20 protein-coding genes are annotated in these 20,392 nt (G+C 72.0%); 6 read left to right on the plus strand and 14 right to left on the minus strand.

Annotated features, from left to right (window positions below):
• Positions 1-23 precede the first annotated feature (23 nt).
• Positions 24-1,604: an acyl-CoA mutase large subunit family protein gene (locus CP970_RS16240; protein ID WP_055550414.1), complete on the minus strand. Its 1,581-nt coding sequence runs from the start codon at positions 1,602-1,604 to the stop codon at positions 24-26.
• A 92-nt stretch (positions 1,605-1,696) separates the two neighbouring features.
• On the opposite strand from CP970_RS16240, the gene CP970_RS16245 reads away from it, so the two are divergent.
• The gene (locus tag CP970_RS16245) at positions 1,697-2,572 is read left to right on the plus strand and encodes a L,D-transpeptidase family protein (protein ID WP_055550412.1); all 876 of its coding nucleotides are present in this window, start codon (positions 1,697-1,699) and stop codon (positions 2,570-2,572) included.
• A 234-nt stretch (positions 2,573-2,806) separates the two neighbouring features.
• Here the strand turns inward: CP970_RS16245 and CP970_RS16250 are convergent, their stop codons facing one another.
• From CP970_RS16250 to CP970_RS16270, 5 genes are all read right to left on the minus strand, one after another.
• A complete protein-coding gene (locus tag CP970_RS16250) occupies positions 2,807-4,012 on the minus strand; it encodes a hypothetical protein (protein WP_055550410.1) in 1,206 nt (401 codons plus the stop codon).
• Positions 4,012-4,677: an RNA polymerase sigma factor gene (locus CP970_RS16255; protein ID WP_055550408.1), complete on the minus strand. Its 666-nt coding sequence runs from the start codon at positions 4,675-4,677 to the stop codon at positions 4,012-4,014. The genes CP970_RS16250 and CP970_RS16255 overlap by 1 nt, the downstream gene beginning before the upstream one ends.
• 307 nt (positions 4,678-4,984) lie before the next feature.
• Positions 4,985-5,209, minus strand: a complete 225-nt coding sequence (locus CP970_RS16260; RefSeq protein WP_055550406.1) for a hypothetical protein — start codon at positions 5,207-5,209, stop codon at positions 4,985-4,987.
• Positions 5,210-5,211: 2 nt separating this feature from the next.
• Positions 5,212-5,838 carry an RNA polymerase sigma factor gene (locus CP970_RS16265; protein WP_055550404.1) on the minus strand — a complete coding sequence of 209 codons (627 nt, stop codon included), beginning with the start codon at positions 5,836-5,838 and terminating at the stop codon, positions 5,212-5,214.
• A 144-nt stretch (positions 5,839-5,982) separates the two neighbouring features.
• The gene (locus CP970_RS16270) at positions 5,983-6,801 is read right to left on the minus strand and encodes a hypothetical protein (protein WP_055550402.1); all 819 of its coding nucleotides are present in this window, start codon (positions 6,799-6,801) and stop codon (positions 5,983-5,985) included.
• 350 nt (positions 6,802-7,151) lie between these two features.
• Between CP970_RS16270 and CP970_RS16275 the strand changes: the two genes are divergently transcribed.
• A complete protein-coding gene (locus CP970_RS16275; protein WP_055550400.1) occupies positions 7,152-8,546 on the plus strand; it encodes an FG-GAP-like repeat-containing protein in 1,395 nt (464 codons plus the stop codon).
• A gap of 46 nt (positions 8,547-8,592) precedes the next feature.
• On the opposite strand, the gene CP970_RS16280 is transcribed toward CP970_RS16275, so the two are convergent.
• The 4 genes from CP970_RS16280 to CP970_RS16295 all read right to left on the minus strand — a co-directional run bounded on the left by CP970_RS16280 (position 8,593) and on the right by CP970_RS16295 (position 13,754).
• Positions 8,593-10,191 carry a type 1 periplasmic-binding domain-containing protein gene (locus CP970_RS16280; protein ID WP_224058467.1) on the minus strand — a complete coding sequence of 533 codons (1,599 nt, stop codon included), beginning with the start codon at positions 10,189-10,191 and terminating at the stop codon, positions 8,593-8,595.
• Positions 10,192-10,236: 45 nt separating this feature from the next.
• Positions 10,237-12,447: a hypothetical protein gene (locus CP970_RS16285; protein WP_055550399.1), complete on the minus strand. Its 2,211-nt coding sequence runs from the start codon at positions 12,445-12,447 to the stop codon at positions 10,237-10,239.
• 134 nt (positions 12,448-12,581) lie between these two features.
• Positions 12,582-13,223, minus strand: coding sequence for an RNA polymerase sigma factor (locus CP970_RS16290; RefSeq protein WP_055550397.1), 642 nt, complete (start codon positions 13,221-13,223; stop codon positions 12,582-12,584).
• Positions 13,224-13,355: 132 nt separating this feature from the next.
• Positions 13,356-13,754 (minus strand): hypothetical protein, encoded by a 399-nt coding sequence (locus CP970_RS16295; RefSeq protein ID WP_055550429.1) that lies wholly within the window; start codon positions 13,752-13,754, stop codon positions 13,356-13,358.
• Positions 13,755-14,051: 297 nt separating this feature from the next.
• Here CP970_RS16295 and CP970_RS16300 point away from each other — a divergent pair, with 297 nt between their 5' ends.
• The gene (locus CP970_RS16300) at positions 14,052-14,534 is read left to right on the plus strand and encodes a hypothetical protein (RefSeq protein ID WP_224058468.1); all 483 of its coding nucleotides are present in this window, start codon (positions 14,052-14,054) and stop codon (positions 14,532-14,534) included.
• Between the two features lie 4 nt (positions 14,535-14,538).
• Here CP970_RS16300 and CP970_RS16305 read toward each other — a convergent pair whose 3' ends face one another.
• The 4 genes from CP970_RS16305 to CP970_RS16320 all read right to left on the minus strand — a co-directional run bounded on the left by CP970_RS16305 (position 14,539) and on the right by CP970_RS16320 (position 18,405).
• Positions 14,539-15,126, minus strand: coding sequence for a hypothetical protein (locus tag CP970_RS16305; RefSeq protein ID WP_055550395.1), 588 nt, complete (start codon positions 15,124-15,126; stop codon positions 14,539-14,541).
• Between the two features lie 71 nt (positions 15,127-15,197).
• Positions 15,198-15,704 carry a hypothetical protein gene (locus tag CP970_RS16310; RefSeq protein WP_055550393.1) on the minus strand — a complete coding sequence of 169 codons (507 nt, stop codon included), beginning with the start codon at positions 15,702-15,704 and terminating at the stop codon, positions 15,198-15,200.
• Between the two features lie 163 nt (positions 15,705-15,867).
• Positions 15,868-16,680 carry a DUF4328 domain-containing protein gene (locus tag CP970_RS16315; protein ID WP_063806147.1) on the minus strand — a complete coding sequence of 271 codons (813 nt, stop codon included), beginning with the start codon at positions 16,678-16,680 and terminating at the stop codon, positions 15,868-15,870.
• Between the two features lie 153 nt (positions 16,681-16,833).
• Positions 16,834-18,405 (minus strand): beta-N-acetylhexosaminidase, encoded by a 1,572-nt coding sequence (locus tag CP970_RS16320; protein WP_055550391.1) that lies wholly within the window; start codon positions 18,403-18,405, stop codon positions 16,834-16,836.
• A gap of 256 nt (positions 18,406-18,661) precedes the next feature.
• On the opposite strand from CP970_RS16320, the gene CP970_RS16325 reads away from it, so the two are divergent.
• The 3 genes from CP970_RS16325 to CP970_RS16335 all read left to right on the plus strand — a co-directional run bounded on the left by CP970_RS16325 (position 18,662) and on the right by CP970_RS16335 (position 20,376).
• The gene (locus CP970_RS16325; protein ID WP_063806146.1) at positions 18,662-19,327 is read left to right on the plus strand and encodes a 2-oxo-4-hydroxy-4-carboxy-5-ureidoimidazoline decarboxylase; all 666 of its coding nucleotides are present in this window, start codon (positions 18,662-18,664) and stop codon (positions 19,325-19,327) included.
• 168 nt (positions 19,328-19,495) lie between these two features.
• Positions 19,496-19,876 (plus strand): succinate dehydrogenase, cytochrome b556 subunit, encoded by a 381-nt coding sequence (gene sdhC / locus CP970_RS16330; protein ID WP_079043698.1) that lies wholly within the window; start codon positions 19,496-19,498, stop codon positions 19,874-19,876.
• An 8-nt stretch (positions 19,877-19,884) separates the two neighbouring features.
• Entirely contained in the window at positions 19,885-20,376 is a 492-nt protein-coding gene (locus CP970_RS16335; RefSeq protein WP_055550387.1) for a succinate dehydrogenase hydrophobic membrane anchor subunit, read from the plus strand.
• The last annotated feature ends 16 nt before the right edge of the window (positions 20,377-20,392 follow it).

Below are 20,392 nucleotides of genomic sequence, written 5' to 3' on the forward strand. Positions count from 1 at the left end.
GGCCGCCGTCGGTGCCGGAGGGCTCAGAACGCGTCGGCCGGTACGTAGGACCTCCACACCTCCCGCAGCGCCCCGCACACCTCCCCCACCGTCGCCCGCGCCCGCAGCGCGTCCTTCATCGGATAGAGGACGTTCGCCTCGCCCTTCGCCGCCTCCTTGAGCGCGGCCAGGGCGCTCTCCACCGCCTCCGCGTCCCGCTCCGCGCGGAGCCGGGCGAGGCGGGCGGTCTGCCGTTCCTCGATGGCCGGATCGACGCGGAGCGGCTCGTAGGGCTCCTCCTCGTCGGCCCTGAACCGGTTGACGCCGACCACGACGCGCTCGCCCGAGTCGGTCTCCCGGGCGATCCGGTAGGCGTTGCGCTCGATCTCGTCCTTCTGGAAGCCCTGCTCGATGGCGTGCACCGCGCCGCCCAAGTCCGCGATGCGCAACATCAGTTCGCGCGCCGCCGCCTCCACGTCGTCCGTCATCCTCTCCATCACGTACGACCCGGCGAACGGGTCGACCGTGGCGGTCACGTCCGTCTCGTACGCGAGGACCTGCTGCGTACGCAGGGCCAGGCGCGCGGACTTGTCGGTGGGCAGCGCGATGGCCTCGTCGAAGGAGTTGGTGTGCAGCGACTGGGTGCCGCCGAGGACCGCGCCGAGCCCCTGGACGGCGACCCTGACCAGGTTCACCTCGGGCTGCTGCGCGGTGAGCTGGACGCCCGCGGTCTGCGTGTGGAAGCGCAGCATCAGCGACTTGGGGTTCCGCGCGCCGAACTCCTCGCGCATCACCTCGGCCCACATGCGCCTGGCCGCGCGGAACTTGGCGACCTCCTCAAGGAACGTCGTACGTGCCACGAAGAAGAAGGAGAGGCGCGGGGCGAAGTCGTCCACGTCCATGCCCGCCGCGACCGCCGTACGCACGTACTCGATGCCGTCGGCGAGGGTGAAGGCGATCTCCTGCGCGGGCGAAGCGCCCGCCTCCGCCATGTGGTAACCGGAGATCGAGATGGTGTTCCACTTCGGGATCTCGGCCCCGCAGTAGCGGAAGATGTCCGCGGTCAGGCGCAGCGAGGGGCCCGGCGGGAAGATGTACGTGCCGCGCGCGATGTACTCCTTGAGCACGTCGTTCTGGATCGTGCCGGTGAGCCGCGCGGGGTCGACTCCCTGTTCCTCGGCGACCAGCTGGTACATGAGGAGGAGCAGTGCGGCGGGCGCGTTGATCGTCATCGACGTGGAGACCTCGCCCAGCGGGATGCCGTCGAAGAGGACCCGCATGTCGTCCACCGAGTCGATGGCCACGCCCACCTTGCCGACCTCGCCGTGCGCGATCGGGGCGTCGGAGTCGTGGCCCATCTGGGTCGGCAGGTCGAAGGCGACGGACAGGCCCGTCGTGCCGTGCTCGATCAGCTGCCGGTAGCGGGCGTTGGACTCCGTCGCCGTACCGAAGCCCGCGTACTGGCGCATCGTCCAGGGGCGGCCCGTGTACATGGAGGGGTAGACGCCCCTGGTGAAGGGGTACGCGCCGGGGTCGCCGAGCCGCTCCGCCGGGTCCCAGCCCGCCAGCGCCTCGGGTCCGTACACGGGCTCGACGGGCAGTCCGGACTCCGACTCATATGTCATGTATCCAGCTTGCGCCCGCGACCGGCAGGCGTCACTCTCGGCAAACCGGGAAACACTTCCAGGAGTGATGTCCAGGAGCACCGGGGGGCCTGATGGGCAAGGGCGCGATATCCGTGGGAGCCGTGGCGGTGCTGATGCTCGCCGCGGGATGCAAGGCCGCGGAGATCGACACGGACGGCGGGCGGCCGAGTGCGTCGGCCACGGGCGGCGGTGACGGCAAACCGGGCGCGTCGGCCCCCGCGACGCCCCCACCGGACCCGACCCCCGACCGTACGGATCCGTCGCGTGCGCCGGATCCTTCGGAGCCCGCGGAGCCGTCACGACCGGCGGAGCCCCCGAAGACGCTGATGGCCCGGGGCGCGCACGGCGGCCAGGTGCGGGAGCTGCAGGCCAGGCTGCGCCAGGTCGCCTGGCTCCACGAGAACCCCACGGCGACCTACGGCCCGGCGACCGCGGGCGCGGTCGAGGGTTTCCAGGGCAAGCGCGGCCTGCCCCGTACCGGCGACGTGGACACCGTCACCTGGCAGCGGCTGCTCGCCATGACGGACGAACCGACGCGGTTCGAGCTGTACTCGGGCGGCGGCATCCCGCCCGCGAAGCCGGATCCGCGCTGTCTGACGGGCCGCGTCCTGTGCATCGCCAAGAGCAGCCGCACCCTGACCTGGATGATCGACGGCAAGGCGGTCTCCACGATGGACGTGCGCTTCGGCGCGCAGTACACGCCGACCCGCGAAGGCACCTTCGAGGTCTACTGGAAGTCCCGGGAGCACGTCTCGACGCTCTACGACGCGGCCATGCCGTACGCGCTGTTCTTCAGCGGCGGCCAGGCCGTGCACTACTCGTCGGACTTCGCCGCCACCGGCTACAGCGGCGCCTCGCACGGCTGCGTGAACGTCCGGGACCACGAGAAGATCGTGAAGCTCTTCGACGAGGTGCGCACGGGCGACAAGGTCGTCGTCTACAAGTGAGGGCGGTCTCCGGGAGCGCTGTCTCCGAAAGAGCTGTCTTCGGGAGCGCCGGGGAGGAAAAGCAGCGTGGGCGGGATCGGGGGAACGTATCCCGCCCACGCTGGTGGCACGGAGCCGAAGGTACGGGGGGAACCCCCGGCTCGTGCGCGGGCCGATGACCAGTCGGCTCACTACTTACTGCGTCACCGTGCCGAAAAACGTCACACCCGGTCTCGGAATGCCGTCGCGCGGGGGTTAGGGCAGGACCGGCAGAGCGCGGTACGAAGCCGTGGGGGTCGTCCCCGGGACGGACGGGGTCGACGGGGGCGGGCCCGGGTTGCCCCCTGTGTCACCGCCGGACGAGCCGCCGTCGTCGCCGCCGTCCTCGCCACCGCCGCCGCTCGAACCGCCGTCGTCGCCGTCGTCACCGTCATCGCCGCCGCCATTGCCCTTGCCATTGCCGGCGCCCGCGTTGGCACCGCCGTTGCCGCCGCCGCCCGCGCCGCCGAGCACCCGGCCGCAGAACTCCTCCACGCGGGCCCGGCCCTTGGCGGCCTCTTCGAGACGGCGGCGCTTCTCGCCCTGGAGCTCGCCGCTGCGGTAGGCGCGGCAGGCGGCCACGGCCTTGCGGTACCAGTTCTTGGTCTTGTCGCCCTGCGGCTTCTCGGTGCGGTCGGGCCGTCGCGTGGGGCCTTGGGTGTCGCCGCCCGCCTCGGCCTCGGGGGGCGAGCTGCTCTCGGCCTCCCGCGTGGGCTCCTGATCCGGCGCGCTGCTGGCGTCCGGGTTCAGGTCCTCGGAGGGCGTGCCCGCGTCGTCCGACGGCGTCGGCAGGGACGTCTCCGGGGTGGCGACGGGCGATGCGGAAGCGGCCGGGCCCGAGTCGCCGTGCCTGCCGAACGGCGAGGGCAATACGCCCGTACCCGCCGCCACGGCGACACCGCCGACCATGCACGCCGCGAGCGCGGCGGCGAGCCCGAACCGCACCGGTCTGCCCCACCGGGACGGCTGCGGGCGCTCGCCCGCGCGACCGAGGCGCACGGTCTCGCCCGCGGCCGCCTCGTGGGCGGGCGTGGCGTAGGCGGCGGAGCGGGTGGCGGCTCGCGCGGAGCCGGGCCCCGCGGCGCGGAAGGCGGCCAACGCGGCGGCCTCGCCGGGGAGTTCACCGTGGGCGAGCTCCTGCGCGTGATGCTGGGGGCGACCCTGTTCGTAGCTCTGTCCGTGGCCCTGTCCGTGGCCCTGTTCCTGCTCCCGTGCCGCGCGCTGCGTGCCGTCCTGGGGCGCCGCGGCGGAACCGTCCGTTCCAGGGGCGGTCGCGCGGTCGTCGGCGGCCAGCGCGCCGAGCGCGCGGGCGAGCCTGTCGGCCTGCGCGCGCACGTGAGGGTCGACGCCTTCGAGGGGCTCCCCGCGCAGCAGACGCTCCGCCGCGTCGCGGTCCAGCCACTGGTACTGCTCGTCGGCCATCACATGTCCTTCTGCGTCCGCGTACGCGAATGCGTCACACCGGCGGACGTCACCGCGTGCCCGCGCGGCTCTCTCTGAGGGGGTACCGCGCCGAGCGCGTCCGTCGGATCCGCGCCGTCCGCGCCGAGCAGTTCCGCGAGCCGTTTCAGACCGCGGTGCGCCGCCGTACGGACGGCTCCCGGGCGCTTGCCGAGGGTCTGCGCCGCGCTCTTCGCGTCGAGGCCGACGACGACGCGGAGCACGACGGCCTCCGCCTGGTCCTGCGGGAGCTGGGCTATCAGGGCGAGCGCCGCACCGGTGGCGAGGGACTCCATCGCCTCCCCCGCGGTGTCCGCCTCGCCCGGTTTGCCGGTCAGCTCGGACTCGTCGCCGCCTATCGCGGGGCGGCGGCCCCGCATGCGTATGTGATCGAGGGCGCGGTTGCGCGCGATGCGCGCGGCCCAGCCCCTGAACCGGTCGGCGTCGCCGCTGAAGCGGTCCAGATCGCGCGCTATCTGCAGCCAGGCCTCGGAAGCGACGTCCTCGGCGTCCGGCTCGGCAACCAGCGTGCGTACGTATCCCAACAGCCGCGGGTGCACAGCGCGGTACACAGTACGGAACGCGGTCTCGTCCCCGTCCTGCGCCGCAAGCACCGCGGCGGTCAGCTCCGCGTCGTCCCCCAGCACTCTCTCAATCCTGCCACTCGGAGATCTGCGCCCGGCCCCGGCGCGAAGCAGCACGCTACGGCCTCGCCAGGCTCCACGTCCATGTTTGTACAACGCGCAACTACCGGGTGACAGAGCGCGGTGTGACAGAAAACGCACGCGCGGCGCTGAAGGAAGTACGGACCGCACGCGGTTCGTGCCGCGTGCCGGTAGGGGCCTCTCCTGTGGGGGGTGGCGGCCCCTTCCATCGCGGAGATGCCCCGTGCTCTGATCTGGCAAGACACAGAGTGCGGGGCATCTGTACGCGCCCGGAAGTCGACCGGGACGCCTACGCCACCCGCGCCTTGCGCCGCCCCCGTGGCCGCCAGTCGTCGCGGCGGCGGGTCCGTGCCCGGTGCGCTCCCTCGTCGCGGGCCGCGCGGAACGCCGCGAGGGCCTGCCGCTGCGCGTCCGTGTCCAGCGCGGCGTCCGCGTCGGCCCGCACGGCCGACCCGAGCAGCGAATCAAGGGAAGGACCGCCCCGCGTACCTCCGGGGCCCGGGAGTTCGTCCATGTTCATCTCGACTCCCCCAGCGTGCCGGGCCCGTCATCCGTCACACCGCCGAGGCCGAGCCGCTCGCCGAGCTTGCGCAGTCCCCGGTGGGCGGCCGTGCGCACGGCCCCGGGCCGCTTGCCGAGCACCCGGGCCGACGCGGGGCCGTCGAGGCCGACGACCACCCGCAGCAGGACGGCCTCCGCCTGGTCGCGGGGCAGCTCGCCGATGAGGTCGAGCACCCGCCGGGTCGAGATCGCCTCAAGGGCCTGTTCGGGGGTGTCGTGCGGTCCCGGCAGTTCGAGCATGTCCTGTTCCAAGGCGGCGGGGCGCGGCCGGGTCCGCTGTCTGCGCAGGTGGTCGAAGGCCCGGTGCCTGGCGATCGTCGCGGTCCAGCCGCGGAAGCCCGCCCCGTCCCCGCGGAACCGCCCCAGGTCCCTGGCGATCTCCAGCCAGGCCTCGGCCGCGATGTCCTCCGCGGTCTCCCCCTCGGTGCCGACGAGGCCGCGCAGATAGCCGACGAGGCCGGGCTGGACGAGCCGGTAGGCGATGGCGAAGGCGGCCTCGTCGCCGTCCTGCGCCGCCGCGACCGCTCTGCCCAGTTCCTCGTCGTGCGCCTGCGCGCGACGGGGTTTCCCACCCTGGCCCAACGCATTCCCATCCGGCCGACGCGGCACAGTTCACCGTGCCCGTGCCCCCACGGTCACCAGCGTCCCCCGGCGCGGAAACGTCACAGCGCGAGAGGGCGTGGCCATCGGTGTGGGCCGGGTGGCGGGTCCCCCGGCGTACGCGCCTCACACCTCGAAGAGCGAGCCGCCGCCGGTGCTTCCCGAGACCTCCGAGATGTCGATGGTCTGCGCCGCCGCGGGGGCCACCGCCTCGACCGGCTCGTCGTAGTCGGACATCCGCATCCTCATCGTCTGGCCGTTCTCCTCCGCCTCCAGGCCGAGGACGTACGGCTTGCCGTGCGCGGCCACGTACACGGTCGTCTCCCCGTTGCCGTGCTCGACGAGCGGGATGACGTCCTCGCCGTAACGCCGGGTCTGGCCTTGGGCCTTGATGACGTCGTCCGGGCCCGGGCCGCCGGGCATCTGTCCGGTGATCTTGTCGAGGTCGCAGCTGTCCACCGGCATCGAGGGGCCGCCGACGGCTCCGCCCGTCGGGATCTTCAGATACTTTCCGCGCGCCAGCGCCGTCCGCTCGCGGGCCCGCGCGGCGATCTCCGGGCCCCGTCGGACCGCCAGCTCGCGGATCTCCTGGAGGGACTCGTCGCTGAACCGCACATAGGTCGCCTGGCCCTCGATCATGATGAGGTCGCCGCGCTGCGCGGGGCCCGCGTCGAACGTGCCCGTGCAGTTGCTGTCGCGGTCCATGTGCAGGGAGACCTTCTGGCGGCCCTGCGGGCTGGTCTTGTCGACGCCGAGGCGGAGCGATTCCACGTCCTTGAACAGGCCCATGGCCTCGACGGAGATCTCCTTACCGCGCCGCTCGTTCTCGGGCGTGACCTTCTCGAGGGTGCCCCCGGAGTAGCTCACCGTGCGGTCCTTGGTGCCGCAGGACGTGAGGGCGCCCGCCATCGCGCCCACCGCGAGCGAGAGTGCGGCCGCCCGCACCCACCGTCTTTCCGTCCCCGTACGCCGGTACACGTGACTCCCCGCCCATAGACATTTCACAGGTTCACAACTCTCACATGACCCAGCGCACCCACCCGTCGCGCTGTCACACCTGTGGCGTGCGGGATACATCACGCGACAAATCGCCCGCGCGCCTACAACCCTTTGCCACTTCGGTCGGTCGTAGGGACTCGCTTGGTTCACCTGGAATTCGCTGAGGGGTGGGGCAATTGAGCCCGCGCAGAACACGTGACAGAGGACGTGGAAGAGCTCCTGAGAAGGCTCGTTCCGCACATGCGTACAGACCGTCGAGTCTGCGGCGCAGGGCGTGGCTGACGATCGGAGCCGTCGTGCTCGGGAGCGCGGGCACGGTGCCGTACGCGATGGCGGAACCGGGCGGCGCGGGCGGCGCGGGCGAGAACTCCGCGATACCCACCGGGGACTTCAACCGTGACGGCATCACCGACCTGATCGCGGGCACCCCCGAGGCGTCGTCGCACCGCGGCCGCGTCACGGTCCTGCCCGGCGGCCTCGACGGGCCCGTGGCCGCGTCGAAGATCTCTCTCACGCAGGCCGGCGAGGGCGTCCCCGGTGCCTCGGAGACCGGCGACGACTGGGGCGCGGCGACCGCGTGGGGTGACCTGAACGCCGACGGGTACGCCGACCTCGTCATCGGCGCCCCCGGCGAGGACGACTCGTCGGGCAACACCGACCGCAGCGCGGTCACGATGCTCTACGGCCCGGAATTCACGTCCGGCACGGACATGCAGCTGGCGGACGACTTCCACTACAAGGGCGCCAGGTTCGGCTCCGCGGTCGCCTCCGGCGACTTCAACGCCGACGGGAAGGCGGACGTGTTCGCCGCCGCGACGGGCACGGGCGGCTCGTGGGCCGCGCGGCTCGACGCCGACCACGAGTCCGGCGGCAGTCTCACCTCGGGCGACACGGCCATCGCGTACGCCGACGCGGCGTCCGGCGACTTCAACCGCGACGGCTACGCGGACGTCGCCCTCACCTACCGCGACCAGGCGGGCAAGGGCAAGGTCGCCTGGTTCAGGGGCGGCCGCTCGGGCCTCAGCCGGGTCGGCGTGCTCTCCGTCCCCGGCGGCCGCTCGGTCGCCGTGGGCGACGTCAACGGCAACGGCTACGACGACCTGGTCATCGGCCAGCCGTACACGGCCGAGTCGGGCGCGCACGCGGGCGGCCAGGTGACGGTGGTGCCCGGCACGTCGACGGGCCTCACGTCGACCGGCGCGAAGACCGTCCACCAGGCCACGTCCGGCGTCCCCGGCGCCGCGGAGGCGGGCGACGCGATGGGCTGGTCGGTCGCGGCGGGCGACTACGACGCCGACGGCTACGCGGACGTCCTGACCGGCGCCCCCGGCGAGGACATCACCCGCTCCGGCACGAGCCGTAAGGACGCGGGCACCTCCCTCCTCCTGAAGGGCTCCTCGGCCGGCCTCACCGGCACGGGCGCGAAGGCCTTCTCGCAGGACGAGCCCGGCGTCCCCGGCGCCACGGAGAGCGGCGACCGCCTCGGCTCGTCCGCGACACTCGCCGACCTGTCCGGCTCGGGCCGCGCGGACCTGGCCATCGGCGTGGAGGGCGAGGACGCGGGCGACGGCACGATCCTCCAGCTGGACAGCGGCAGTTCGGGCGTGCCCGGGTCGAGCGGCGTCTATTACGGGCGTACGGCGCTGGGTACGCCGGTCGGGGCGCGACTCGGCCAGGCGCTGACGCCGTAGCGCGGCGCGCCCGGTGCCCGGCGGATCACCCCGTCTGCCCGGTGGATCACCCCGTTCCGCTGGGCACCCGGCAGTCCGCGGGCTGCGGCTTGCCCTGCGGCCAGCCGATGCCGACGAACTCCAACTTCCGCGTGGTGGGGTTCAGTTCGACCACGGCCACCGGCTTGTCGTAGGCGTTGCCCGCGTTGGTGAGGCAGATCAGGCCGCTGGTGCCCACGACCCGGTTGGTCGCCTCGATCCGCTGCCACATGTCGGAGACCCGCTTCAGGGACGGCACCGTGCCCTCGGTCTGGGCGTTGGCGAGCAGGACGGCCTTGGCGATGGTGCGGACGCCGTCGTGCACCAGCATGGTGCGGGAGTCGTCCAGGCGGACGTCACCGATGTCGCCCGCGGATCCCCTGCCGATCAGGAGGCGCAGTTCGCGCAACTCCTTCTGGGGCTCGGTGAAATAGTCGGGACGCTTCTTCGCCGCGCCCTCGCGGCCCAGCTCCGTGTCCCAGGCGGCGGGGTGCCCCGGAGCCGCGTACTGCACCGTGATGGTGGGCTCCTTGCCGTCGCCGCCGCGCAGCTTCGCCCAGTCGTCGCCCTTCATGTAGCGGTTGAGCGTGGCCGAGCCCGAGCCGCTGACGATCGTGTACTTCTTGCCCTTGCACTGCACGTCGGCCAGTTTCAGGGCGAAGAGCCGCAGGTGTACGGGGCGGCCCGCGAAGTAGACGTAGCGCGCCGACGACTGGCAGATGTTCTGGGCGATGAGGGTGAAGTCGTTGCCCGTGTCCCCCGGGTCGGTGATCGAGGGGGACTCGAACGGCTGGTCCTTGGGACCCGGAGGGCCCGGTTCCTTGCGGCTGAAGGCCTTGGCGAGCGAGTCGTTGTAGATGTCGTGCGACCGCGTGTCCTTGACCAGGACGGTCTCCTCGTCCTTGAGCCTGCCGTGGAAACTGGCCAGCGCGTCCGCCTGCTGCCGGTTGGTCGGGATGATGCGGGCGAGGCCGGGATAGGGGGCCTTGCCGGTGCTCTTCTCCGGGTTGGCGAGTTCGTCCGCGCTGACGCGGCTCGCGAGGACCGGGATGTGCAGTTCGTCGGTCAGGCGCGAGATGGCCTTCTCCGTGGCGTCCAGGCTCAGGTTGAAGCCGGTGACGGCGCGGAGGTTCTGGCTCTTGTCGGTGGACATCGCGGCCAACTGGTCGACGACCTTGGCCTGTTGGGCGTACCCGTCACCGGGGTTGGCGAGCACGAGGCGCATCAGCGGGGTGCTCTCGTTGCGGTTGGACCGGTACTGCGCGAGGTAGGCGCCCTGGATCTCGCTGCGCAACTGCACGCGCTCGGCGGCGATGTCGGGCTGCAGCGGCAGCATCAGGGCCACGGTGACGTGGGGCTTGTCGCCGACGAAGCGCTCGTTCTCCTTCGCGATCGCCCGGGCGACCTCGGAGATCTGCGGCGTACCGAAGTCGTAGCCGGAGCCGTTGACGCCGATGCACTCGCCGCCGTGCTTCTCGACTCCGGAGGCGCAGCTCTCGGGTTCGCCGATGGGCGGCAGGAACACCCACAGGAGTACGCCCGCGGCCACGAGGCCGAGCAGCGTGAGGATCCTGCGCATCCAGTTGGCCCAGAACGTGTTGTACAGCCAGTTCCCGAACTGCCTCAACGCTGCCCTCCCTCTCTGTCAGCCCTGCCATCTCTGTCAGCTCTGTCAGCCGAACCCGATGTGCTCCGTGCACACGCACCGGTTCAGCGGCTGCTTGTCCTCGGCGCGGTCGCCCCAGTCGCGGGCCATGCGGATGAGCAGCGCGGCCCCGTCGGCCGCCCTGGCGACACCGGCGCCTTCGGGCCCTTGGTCGCGCACCGCATCGTCGGCGATCTTCGACAGTTCCTCGCTGAGCTCGCGCAGCGGCCCGCGCAGCACCGTCGGCACGGTCTCCGCCAGCGGCTGGGTGCGGTCCTCGGTGAGCCAGACGGCGTGCAGCAGCCGGTCGATCTGGCGCCGCAGGGTGTCGCCGCGCACCTGCGTCTCGCCGAGGGCGCGCGCGTACCGGTCGTCGTCGGCGCCGATCAGCGCGGCGTCCGCGATGGCGAGGAGTTCCGCGCACCACTCGGCGGCGGTCCTGCTCAGGAACGTTCCTGCCAGATAGCGCGTGACGAGGTCCGCGCCGTCGGAGGCGAGCAGGTGGTGCATGCGGTGCGCGCCCGCGGTCACGAACAGCGCGTCGGCGTGCTGGTCGCCCAGGCCCCGGTAGTGGCCCTGGAGCAGCGCGTGGTCCGCGTGCCAGGCCGCGCCGCCCTCGCGCAGCCGGTACAGGCGCCGGGTGAGCAGGCGGCGCAGGCCGAGGTCCCCGATGAAGTGCCGGGGGCAGTGGGGCCAGCCGGCGTCCTCCAGGAGTTCGGCGATGCGGTAGGCGTTGAGGCGATCGGTGCGGTCCTCCTGCACGGCGCGCACCAGGGTCTGGGCGCACTCCACATCGTGCGCCACCGACAGGTGGGTGAGCAGGTCGAGCCAGTGGCCGCGGTGTTGCGGCGGCAGCTCCTCGGGGAGCACGCGGCCCACGAGTTCGTCGACGAGTACGTCGGCGACCGCCCGGTCGGCGACGGGACGGCCCTGGTCGTCCTCGCCCGCGGGCACCCGGGCGTCCAGGATCGCCCAGTCGGTGCACTCCTCGGGCGTGGGGAACGACGCGGCGGCGGTCGCCTCGCCGAGCCGCGTCACGAACAGCGGACGGCCGCCGCTCAGCCGGTGCACACCGCTGTGGACCCTGAGTCGTACGGCGTTGTCGGGCTGCGCGCGGCCGCCCCTGAGCCTGCTGAGCTCGTCCTTCTGCTGGTCGCGGCTGAGCACGGGCATCCGTACGCGCAGCACGCCGCGCCACAGCGGCGCGTGATCGGGAACGGCGTCCGGCGGGCGGCTCCACGCGGGCAGCGCGCCCATGTGCGACCGCCACGTGGCCATGTCGTCGTGGTCGCTGCCCGCCCGGTGCAGGAAGCGGCCGCCGTCCTCGCGCCGGGCGGTCGCGACGATCACCAGCCGGTCGTGGTGCCCCCGCTCCCGGTCTTCGAGCGCGGGCTTCAGCAGGCGCCGCCCCAGCGAGCCGTCCGCGTGGTCGAGGAGCAGCGCGGGCCGCCCCACGCGCGTCAACTGCCCGCGTACGTTGCGGTAGGCGGCGTCGATGTCCTGCCGCAGCGCCCGCAGGAGGAACCCCTCGGCGATGCGCCGCGCCTCCCCGCCCTGCTGGAAGTCGTCGGCCAGCGACCGCAGCCCGACAAGGGGCTGACCGCCCGCGCCGGGATACTCCCCGTAACAGGACTCGAGAGCCGCCCTGCCCTCCTTGGAGGCGCGGGCGAAGAGCCCGTCGAGGAGCGCGTTGATGAACGGCCCCACCAGCGAACTGGTGACGAGCCCCAGCAGGAAGCCCACATAGTTCTTGGCCGTCCCCTTCAGCACACCGCGCCAGAAGGACCCCGGCGGCAGCAGCCCGTCGAGCCGCCCCACCTCGTCCACCAGGAGCGTCGCGGGGGCGAGCGGGTCGCTCGCCGCCACGGCCGCGAGCCCCGCGTACAGCCGCGGCACGGCGATCCCGCCGCCGTCACCGCGCCAGTCGACGTACTGCGAGGCGATCTTGCGCAGCACCTCGGTCACTTCCGACCGGCTCCGCGGCCGCTCCTCCGCCTGCTCCCGGCAGCCGGTCAGCGCGCAGTCGACGTGAGCGGTGGGCACGCGCGGCCCGAACTGCCCCCGCACGCACCGCAGAAGCCGCCCTTTCCCGGTCCCGGGCCCGCCCACGAGCAGCACCACGGGAAGGTCCTCCCCATAGAGCAGCTCCCGCTTCCGCCCGGCCGCCGTCCTGCCGAGCAGCCGCGCGATCAAGCCGCCGTCGGACAGCAGCTCATCGAATCCGAGTTGATCAGGCACGGGCCTCTCCGTGGCCGCGAGTGGCCAGATCGCCGAATGATGGCTCGTCAGGCTAACGAGACACCTGAGGCTTTGGGGAGAGTTCTCACATACGGCTGGGATTCGGCTGGTTACCGGCTGCCGGATCCCCAGGCTCAGCACGCCGCCCGTCTCTCCCTGCGCATGGCGTACTCGCCCCCCACGGCGCGTCGCCGAGGAGACCGTGCCTCCTCCAACTCATGGGCCAGCCGCCGCAGTCCGCGATAGGCCGCCGCCCGTACCGCCGCGGGCCGCTTGCCGAGGACTCGCGCGGCCGCGGGGCCGTCGAGTCCCATCACCACACGCAACAGCACCGCCTCCCCCTGATCGGGCGGAAGCGTCGCGACGAGCCGCAGTACGCGCGCGGTGGAGAGCGACTCGAGGACCTGGGCGGCGGTGTCGTCCGTGCCGGGCAGTTCGAGCGCGTCCTGGGAGAGGAGCGAGGCGCGCGGCCTGCTCCTCTGGCGGCGCAGATGGTCGATGGCACGGTGGCGCGCGACAGTCGCGGCCCATCGGCGGAATTCTCCGCCGCCGCCGTGAAACCGGCCCAGATCGCGGACGATCTGCAGCCAGGCCTCGGACGCGACGTCCTCGGCGTCCTCGCGGACGAGGCCGCGCAGGTACCGGAGAAGACCCGGATGGACACAGCGATAAACCATGGCGAAAGCAGCCTCGTCCCCCGCACTGGCTGCCCCGAGGGCCCGCGTCAACTCCTCGTCGTTGCCCGCCGCACGGCGATGTTCCCCACCTTGCCCCACGCTCTCCTCTTAACTCCGCTGACACTGTCCACCGTGCCCGTGCCCTGCCCGCGCCCGCGGTCCCGCTCCGCGGCTCACTCTGCCGCAGTCACCCAAAACAAAAGAAGACTCAATAAACCAGCGGCGGCTGCTTCACGCCGCGTGACGTACCCGTCCGGGCAACGTCAGATAGAAGGTCTGGAGCGAAGCTTCGGAACCTTCTATTCCGCCCTGCTCAAGACAATTGACGACCTTGCCCAAGGGGTTCCAAAACCGACCGTCCGGCATTCGGACACCGACGGGCTGCCCGAAGAATTCCCGCTGCTCCCCGTCGAAGTCGACCCAGACGGCACCGGCACGGCGAACAAGGACTTCCCCGACATAGGCTCCAAGTCCGAACAGTGTTCCCGCGATCTCGGCGCGCTCGCGGCGACCTTTGCGGAGCCCGTCGATAAGGAAGTCGACCACGCGCAGGCTGGCCACGGAGAAGTCGAGCGGCAGTCGATTCCGCATCGTCACATGCGCGACGAACCCCCGCGCCCGCCCGCGCATCTCCCCCGCTCTCGGCACCTGTCCTCCGCCGCCTCTTCCCCCACCGTCCATGACTCCACCCCTCCGCTCCAGCAGCCACGAGGGTTCGCCACGCGCCCTCCCTCTACCAAGCGGAAGTCACCGCCGCACCGTGACGGCTCCGGACATGCTCCTTCTCAGACGAGCCGCCAATCGACCTCCCGCTTCACCCATTAAGTCCGCTATCTTCCCGGCCTGGTGAACGGTGGTCGGGATGTTGTATAACCGGGCGGATTTATCGGGGCCGCCACCGGCCCCTGTCGCTCCTGGGGTGGGGAAATGAAGAATGAGATCACGCACGAAATCGGGGAGACCGTCGTGCCGGAAAGCGAGATCGAGGGAAAGACGGTCGGCGAGATATCCAACCGGCGCGTCGTGTCCGTGGGCGCCGCGCTGATCGGCCTCTGCGCCGCGTTCATCACCTACGGCGTCCTCGACGAGGACGAACCGGAGCGGCAACGCCCCGTCCCCACCGCGTCGGTGACGTACCGCATCACGGGCTCGGGCGACGCCGGAGTCTCGTACGTGGCCGGGAGCGCGAAGGGCGCCGCCAGGGTGGAGGCCGGTGTCGAACTGCCCTGGCGCAAGACCGTCCGCGTGCCGCTCGGCGAGGACCCGGCCGTCAGCATCCGGCTGGGCAAGGCGGGCGGGGAGGCGAGCTGCGCGCTCGCGATCAGCGGCGAACACAAGCGCAGGGCCACGGCGTTCGGCGCCTACGGACGGGCCACGTGCTCGGCCGACCTACCGGCGAAGCGGCACTGACGTCCTACCCACGCCCCCGCGCCCGCCGCGACACCACCGCCCGCAGCACCCTGCGCCCCTCCATGGACACGTCCAGGGCCTGCCGCAGGCCGCCCGCCGGGCCCGCGCCGCGGTTGGCCAGGAGTTCCAGGATCCTTATCTGGCGGCGGAGTTCGGCCGCGACCAGCGGGGACATGCTGTCCGTGCGGCCCTCGCGGCGGGACCGTACCGAGCGGCCCGCGCCGTCCGGTGCGGTGTCCAGGATCCTGTGCACCTGGAGCGCGGCGACGGAGCAGCCGTCGGCCCACTCCCGCACCTCGGCGCCGCCGTGCGCGCCGGGGACAGCGGGGACAGCGGGGACCGCGTCGAGCATGCGCCGGGCCAGCGCCACCGCCTCACCGGCCGCCCCGGGCGGCTGAGCCGCGGGAGCGAGCGCCTCCCGCGCAGCTGCCAGCGGCCCGCCCCAGTCGCCGCCGTCGGCGAGGCTCGCCCACAGCGGGCGCAGCAGGTCGTCGTCCGCGCCGAGTACCGGCACGCACCGGTCGAGGCAGGCGAGGCCGCTGGCCGCGAGGCCCCTCTCGTCGGCCTGCGCGATCAGCTCCACGAGGCTCATGCTGTACGTCTCCCGTCCCGGACCCTGCACTGCCCCTTACTGCGTGCACTGCCCCGGTAACGTCACTGCCGTCACTGCGGCACGACACCGAGCCGGTCGAGGAGGCGGAAGAAGAGCTCCTCCGCCGAGGGTTCGGCCTCCGCGTTCAGTACGTCGAGCAGGGGCCCCGTCCGCGCCGTACGGCCCGACTCGGCGGCCCAGGCCACCGCGCGTTCGGCGGCGTCGCGCGGTTCGAGGAAGTAGTCCTCGACGGTCAGCCCGTCGTCGCCGAGGTATCCGGCCATCGCGCGGCGCGCCAGACAGGTGGTCCAGGCCCCGCTCTCCGGCGCCGACGCCTCGATGACGACGCAGTCGCTGTCCATCACGTATCCGAAGAGCGCGGGCGCGCCCGTCTCCAGGGCCAGCGTGTTCATGTTGCCGACGTCGCGCGTGCCGTCGCCGCCCGCGACCTCCCACACCTGCCAGCCGTCGTCCCGCTGCACCAGGAGGCTGAGCTCCTCGCGGACGCCCGCCACCGCCGAGAGCTCCGCGAGCGGCCGCTCGCTCCTGCCCACGACGTAGTACCCCCAGTAGCCCATCGCCGTACCCCCGCCGTGCTCCGTGCTGCCCCGTTCTGCCTTCTTCGGGCGAATACACCACATGCGTGGGCGAGTTCGCCACCAGAAAGGAGAAACCAGAGAAGAAACCGAAGGGGCGAAGAAGGAGGGAAGAAGCAGGGAAGAGGGGGGAAGGGAAGATCGGTCAGCCCAGCGGAAGGCCGCCCGGCACCGCCCCCGGACCCGACCGCGCCTTCTCGTCCTGCATGCGCGTCAGACGGTGCACGAAGAGGATCGCGAGGACCGCGGCCACGACGTCGAGCGCGTCCGACACCATCATCCCGGTGAGGGCCGAGTTGATCTTCTCGGGCTCCTCCGCATCCGAGTAGCGCTGCCCGGCGAGGCGGCCCGCCGTGATGCTCACCAGCCACAGCGCCCACCAGGCGTTGATCAGCCAGGGCGTCTCCCGCTCGCCCGGTGCCTCCAGGCTCTTCGAGCGGTCACCGCTCGCGTCCCAGATGTCGATGGCGATCCGGCGCGGGAACCACAGGTTCACGACCGGCACGAACCAGCTGCCCACCGTCCAGCCGCGGGACTTGCTGTGGACGTGCGGGTCGAACACCTCCGCGTTCACGCGCACGCGGTGGAACCAGACGAGGAAGACGACGCAGGTCGCGAGGAGCGCCACCAGCTGCAGTCCGCCGGCGCTGGCGTAGAGCGTGTCGGCGTGCTCGGCGTCCAGCTCGATGTCCTCGCCGTACTCCCCCGAGATCAGATCGTTCATCACGCCGCGCATCGCGGTGGCCGCCCACAGCGCGTACAGGTCGACGGCGATGACGACGCCGAGCAGCGCCATGACCGCCCGGCCGAGCCCGACCGGCGAGCGCAGCCAGGTGGCAGGTCCGCTGCCGGGGCGCGCGGGCGGCGGCGCGGCCGCGTAGGCCGCCGCCGTGACGCAGCCGTCGCAGAGCCCCTCCGACGTCGTCGCCGTGTTCGACTGACATTCTTTGCACAGCATGGCCGAGCTACCCCCCACGGGTTCACGGACTTGGTCCGGTGTTCGAAGGCCGCCCGCGTCCCTCCCCAGGGCGCGTACGACGGCCGACGGACCATACCTCACCGGGACAGACCCCACCGGGACAGACCGCCCCGATTCAGGCCCCTCGGCAGGTCAGCCCGTCTCGTCCGCCAGCTTCACGAAGTCGGCCCAGGACCGCCCCGGATCGCGCGGGTCCCACAGCTTCTGCACCGTCGCCCGCAGCGGCATCCGGATGCCCCGCGCCACCTGCTCCTGGGTCTGCGAGCCCGCCAGGTCGCACCAGACGGCGAAGGTGCCGCCGAGGATCTGGCCGTCGTACTCCTTGCTCACCGGGCGCGTGCCGCGGAGCACCAGCGGGGTCCAGTTCTCGTAGATCCGCTGCCCGGTCGGGTAGCGGAAGGTGTTGGGCTGGCCGAGCACGTAGTAGAGGTACTCGTCGTTGTAGTTGAGGAGTTTCCGGCCCGCGCGCAGGTACTCGACGGGCTCGCGCGCGCCGATCTCCTTGCCCGTCCAGTACGCCACGTCGAGGTCGTCGGCGGCCTGCTCGGTCCCGCCCCGGAAGAACCCGTCGTTCCAGGCCGCCAGCTTCTTGTCGAACGGGCGCACGGCGTCGGCCCGGTCGTTGAGCCAGCCCGTCGCGAGGTCCTGCACCCGCCCGTCGGGGCCGTACTCCTCGCGGGCGGCGGCGGCCAGCTGCGGGTAGGAGGCCTCGGGGTCCTTGACCGTGAGGGCGCGGTACTCGTCGGCGCCGAGGTGCCAGTGCGCGCCGGGGAACAGCTCCGCGTACTCCTTCAGGAGATCGTCGACGATCTCCGCCGCGCCCGGCTCGGAGATGTCGACGGCGCCGCGCGTGGCGATGCCCCGGGCGTCGCGGAGCTGGAGGGAGGGGTGCTGGCGGATGACCGCGCCGAGGTGGCCCGGCGAGTCGATCTCCGGCACGACGGTGATGTGGCGGCTCTCGGCCAGTTTCACGATGCCGCGGACCTGCGCCTTGGTGAGGTGGTCCGAGGAGACGATCTCGGGGTGCGAATCGGACGCGACGCGGAACGCCTGGTCGTCGGAGAAGTGCAGCCCCAGCTGGTTGAACTTGAGGTCGCCGAGCTCCCGGATCCGGTCCTCGATCCACGCCACGTCGAAGTGCTTGCGGGCGATGTCCAGCATGAAGCCGCGCCGCGCCTTGGCCGGACGGTCCCGTACGACGCCCTCGGGAGCGGTCCTCTCCCCGCGCACCTCCTGCTTCAGGGTCCGCGTCCCGTAGAAGACGCCCGCGTCCGTGGGGGCCGTGATCCGCACCCGGCGGTCCTTCACGGAGAGGGTGTACGACTCGGCTTCCTCCCCCGACGCGAGCGCCAGCTCCACGTCCCCCTGCCGGGGATCGCCCTGACCCGCGTACTTCAGCTTCAGCTCACCGGCGAGCAGGCGGCCCTCGTCGGCCAGGTCCTCATCGCGGACGACCACACGGCCCGAGTCCCCGGGACGCCAGCCGGGACCGCGCGCCGCCTCGTGCTCGCGCACGGCGGGGATGGTGTCGGGCGCCTTGGAGAGGGCGTAACTCCTGGCTGGGCTTGGCGAGGCGGCGGACTTCCCGTCCGAAGGGGGCGGATCCGCGGGCCCCCCGCCTTCATCGGGCCAGACGGCGACGGCGAGCACGACGGCCCCGGCGACGAGGGCACCCCCGGCGGCCACGACGGGCCCGCGCTTCACAGCTCACCCCGCAGAACGGGACGAAAGGGTGGGCAAATGGAGGAAATCCGCCGCGAAGCGGCAGCACGAAACACCCCGTACGGCACCACACCACATGTCAGACCCATGGATCCACGCTACGACGCACCCTCGCGAGAGACTCGTCCACACCACGATGCGAAACTCTCCCGTACGGGTGAAATTCGCTCATCCATCGGACGTCTGTCACCACGCCTCGCTAGCGTGGCGACCACCCCCGCACCGCACCGCCCCGCCCTTGCCGTCCCCTGCCCAGGAGCGCACGCTGCCCCCGCACCGTTCCCCTAGTCCCACCGGCCGCGCCGCCCTGCAGCAACTGAACTCCGCCACACCGGACGCGGCCGAAGCCGCCCTGCTCACCTGCTGCGGCAGCGGGTACTGGGCCCGCCAGGTCGCCGCCCACCGGCCCTACCCCGACCTGGACGCGCTCCTCGCCGCGGGCGACGAGGCGTCGTACGACCTGGCGCCCTCCGACCTCGCCGAGGCCCTGGCGAGCGAGCCCCTCGACCCCACGGTCCCGCAACAGGGATCGCACCCGCGCGCGCCCGTGGCCAGCAGGGGCCGCGGCACCTACACCGCCGTGCACACCGCGCTGCGCGCCGCCCACGCCGCGTACGAGAGCCGTTTCGGGCACTCCTTCGTGATCTGCCTCGACGACGCCGCGCCGAGCGAGGCCCTCGACCTGCTGCTCTCCGGCCTCCGGTCACGCCTCGGCAACGATCCTGAGGACGAGCGCGCCATCGCCGCCGAGGAGCTGCGCAGGCTCGCCCGCGGCCGGATCGCGCGGCTGACCATGGCCCCGGCCAGTCATGACACGGACACCACGCACGAGAGGGCCGCGGGACACGCCGCCCGCGAAACCCGCCCGCGGCCGCGTCCCGATAGCCCGTACGTGCCTGTTTGATTGCCTGTTTGATCACACCGGCGGACCCGGGGCAGGTACACCGACAACTCGTCGATACGATGACGAGCGGCCGGTGGACCGTACCCGGCCGGGCTCGTCCGACAAACTGTGTCTCATCGGCAAAAAGATGGCGGCCGGCCCCAATCCCCGCTCCCGGAGGGTTCTTCCGTGCCGGCTGGAACGCTGTACCGCGGCCGGGAAGGCATGTGGTCATGGGTGGCTCACCGAGTCACCGGTGTCCTCATTTTCTTCTTCCTGTTCGTGCATGTCCTCGACACCGCTCTCGTCCGCGTCTCTCCGGAGGCGTACGACGACGTCGTGGCTACCTACAAGACGCCGATCGTCGCTCTCCTTGAGTACGGCCTGGTCGCCGCCATCCTCTTCCACGCGCTCAACGGCCTGCGCGTCATCGCCGTGGACTTCTGGTCGAAGGGTCCCCGCTTCCAGAAGCAGATGCTCTGGACCGTCGTCGGCATCTGGCTCGTCCTGATGGTCGGGGCGCTCTACCCCGTCCTCGGCCACGCCGTCCGCGAAGTCTTCGGGAGCTGACGCCAGAAATGTCCGACACCACGCTTGAGAAGTCCGGAACGTCCGGGGTCGGCCCCGTCGAGGGCGTCTCGCTCTACGACGCCGACAACCCGGCCCCGGTCATCGAGGCCCCGCGCAAGCGGACCTCCAAGACCCCGCGCTCGACCCGCGGCAACTTCGAGATGGCCGCATGGCTCTTCATGCGCCTGTCCGGCGTCGTCCTGGTCGTCCTCGTCCTCGGCCACCTGCTGATCCAGCTGGTGCTCGACGGCGGTGTCTCGAAGATCGGCTTCGCGTTCGTCGCGGGTCGCTGGGCCTCGCCGTTCTGGCAGGTCTGGGACCTGCTGATGCTGTGGCTCGCGATGCTGCACGGCGCGAACGGCCTGCGCACGGTCATCAACGACTACGCGGAGCGCGCGAACACGCGCCTGTGGCTCAAGGGCCTGCTGTACACCGCCACGGTGTTCACCATCCTTCTGGGCACGCTGGTGATCTTCACCTTCGACCCGAACATCCGCTAAAGCCGAGGCGACTTCA

The organism is Streptomyces kanamyceticus, assembly GCF_008704495.1.
GTDB lineage: Bacteria > Actinomycetota > Actinomycetes > Streptomycetales > Streptomycetaceae > Streptomyces > Streptomyces kanamyceticus.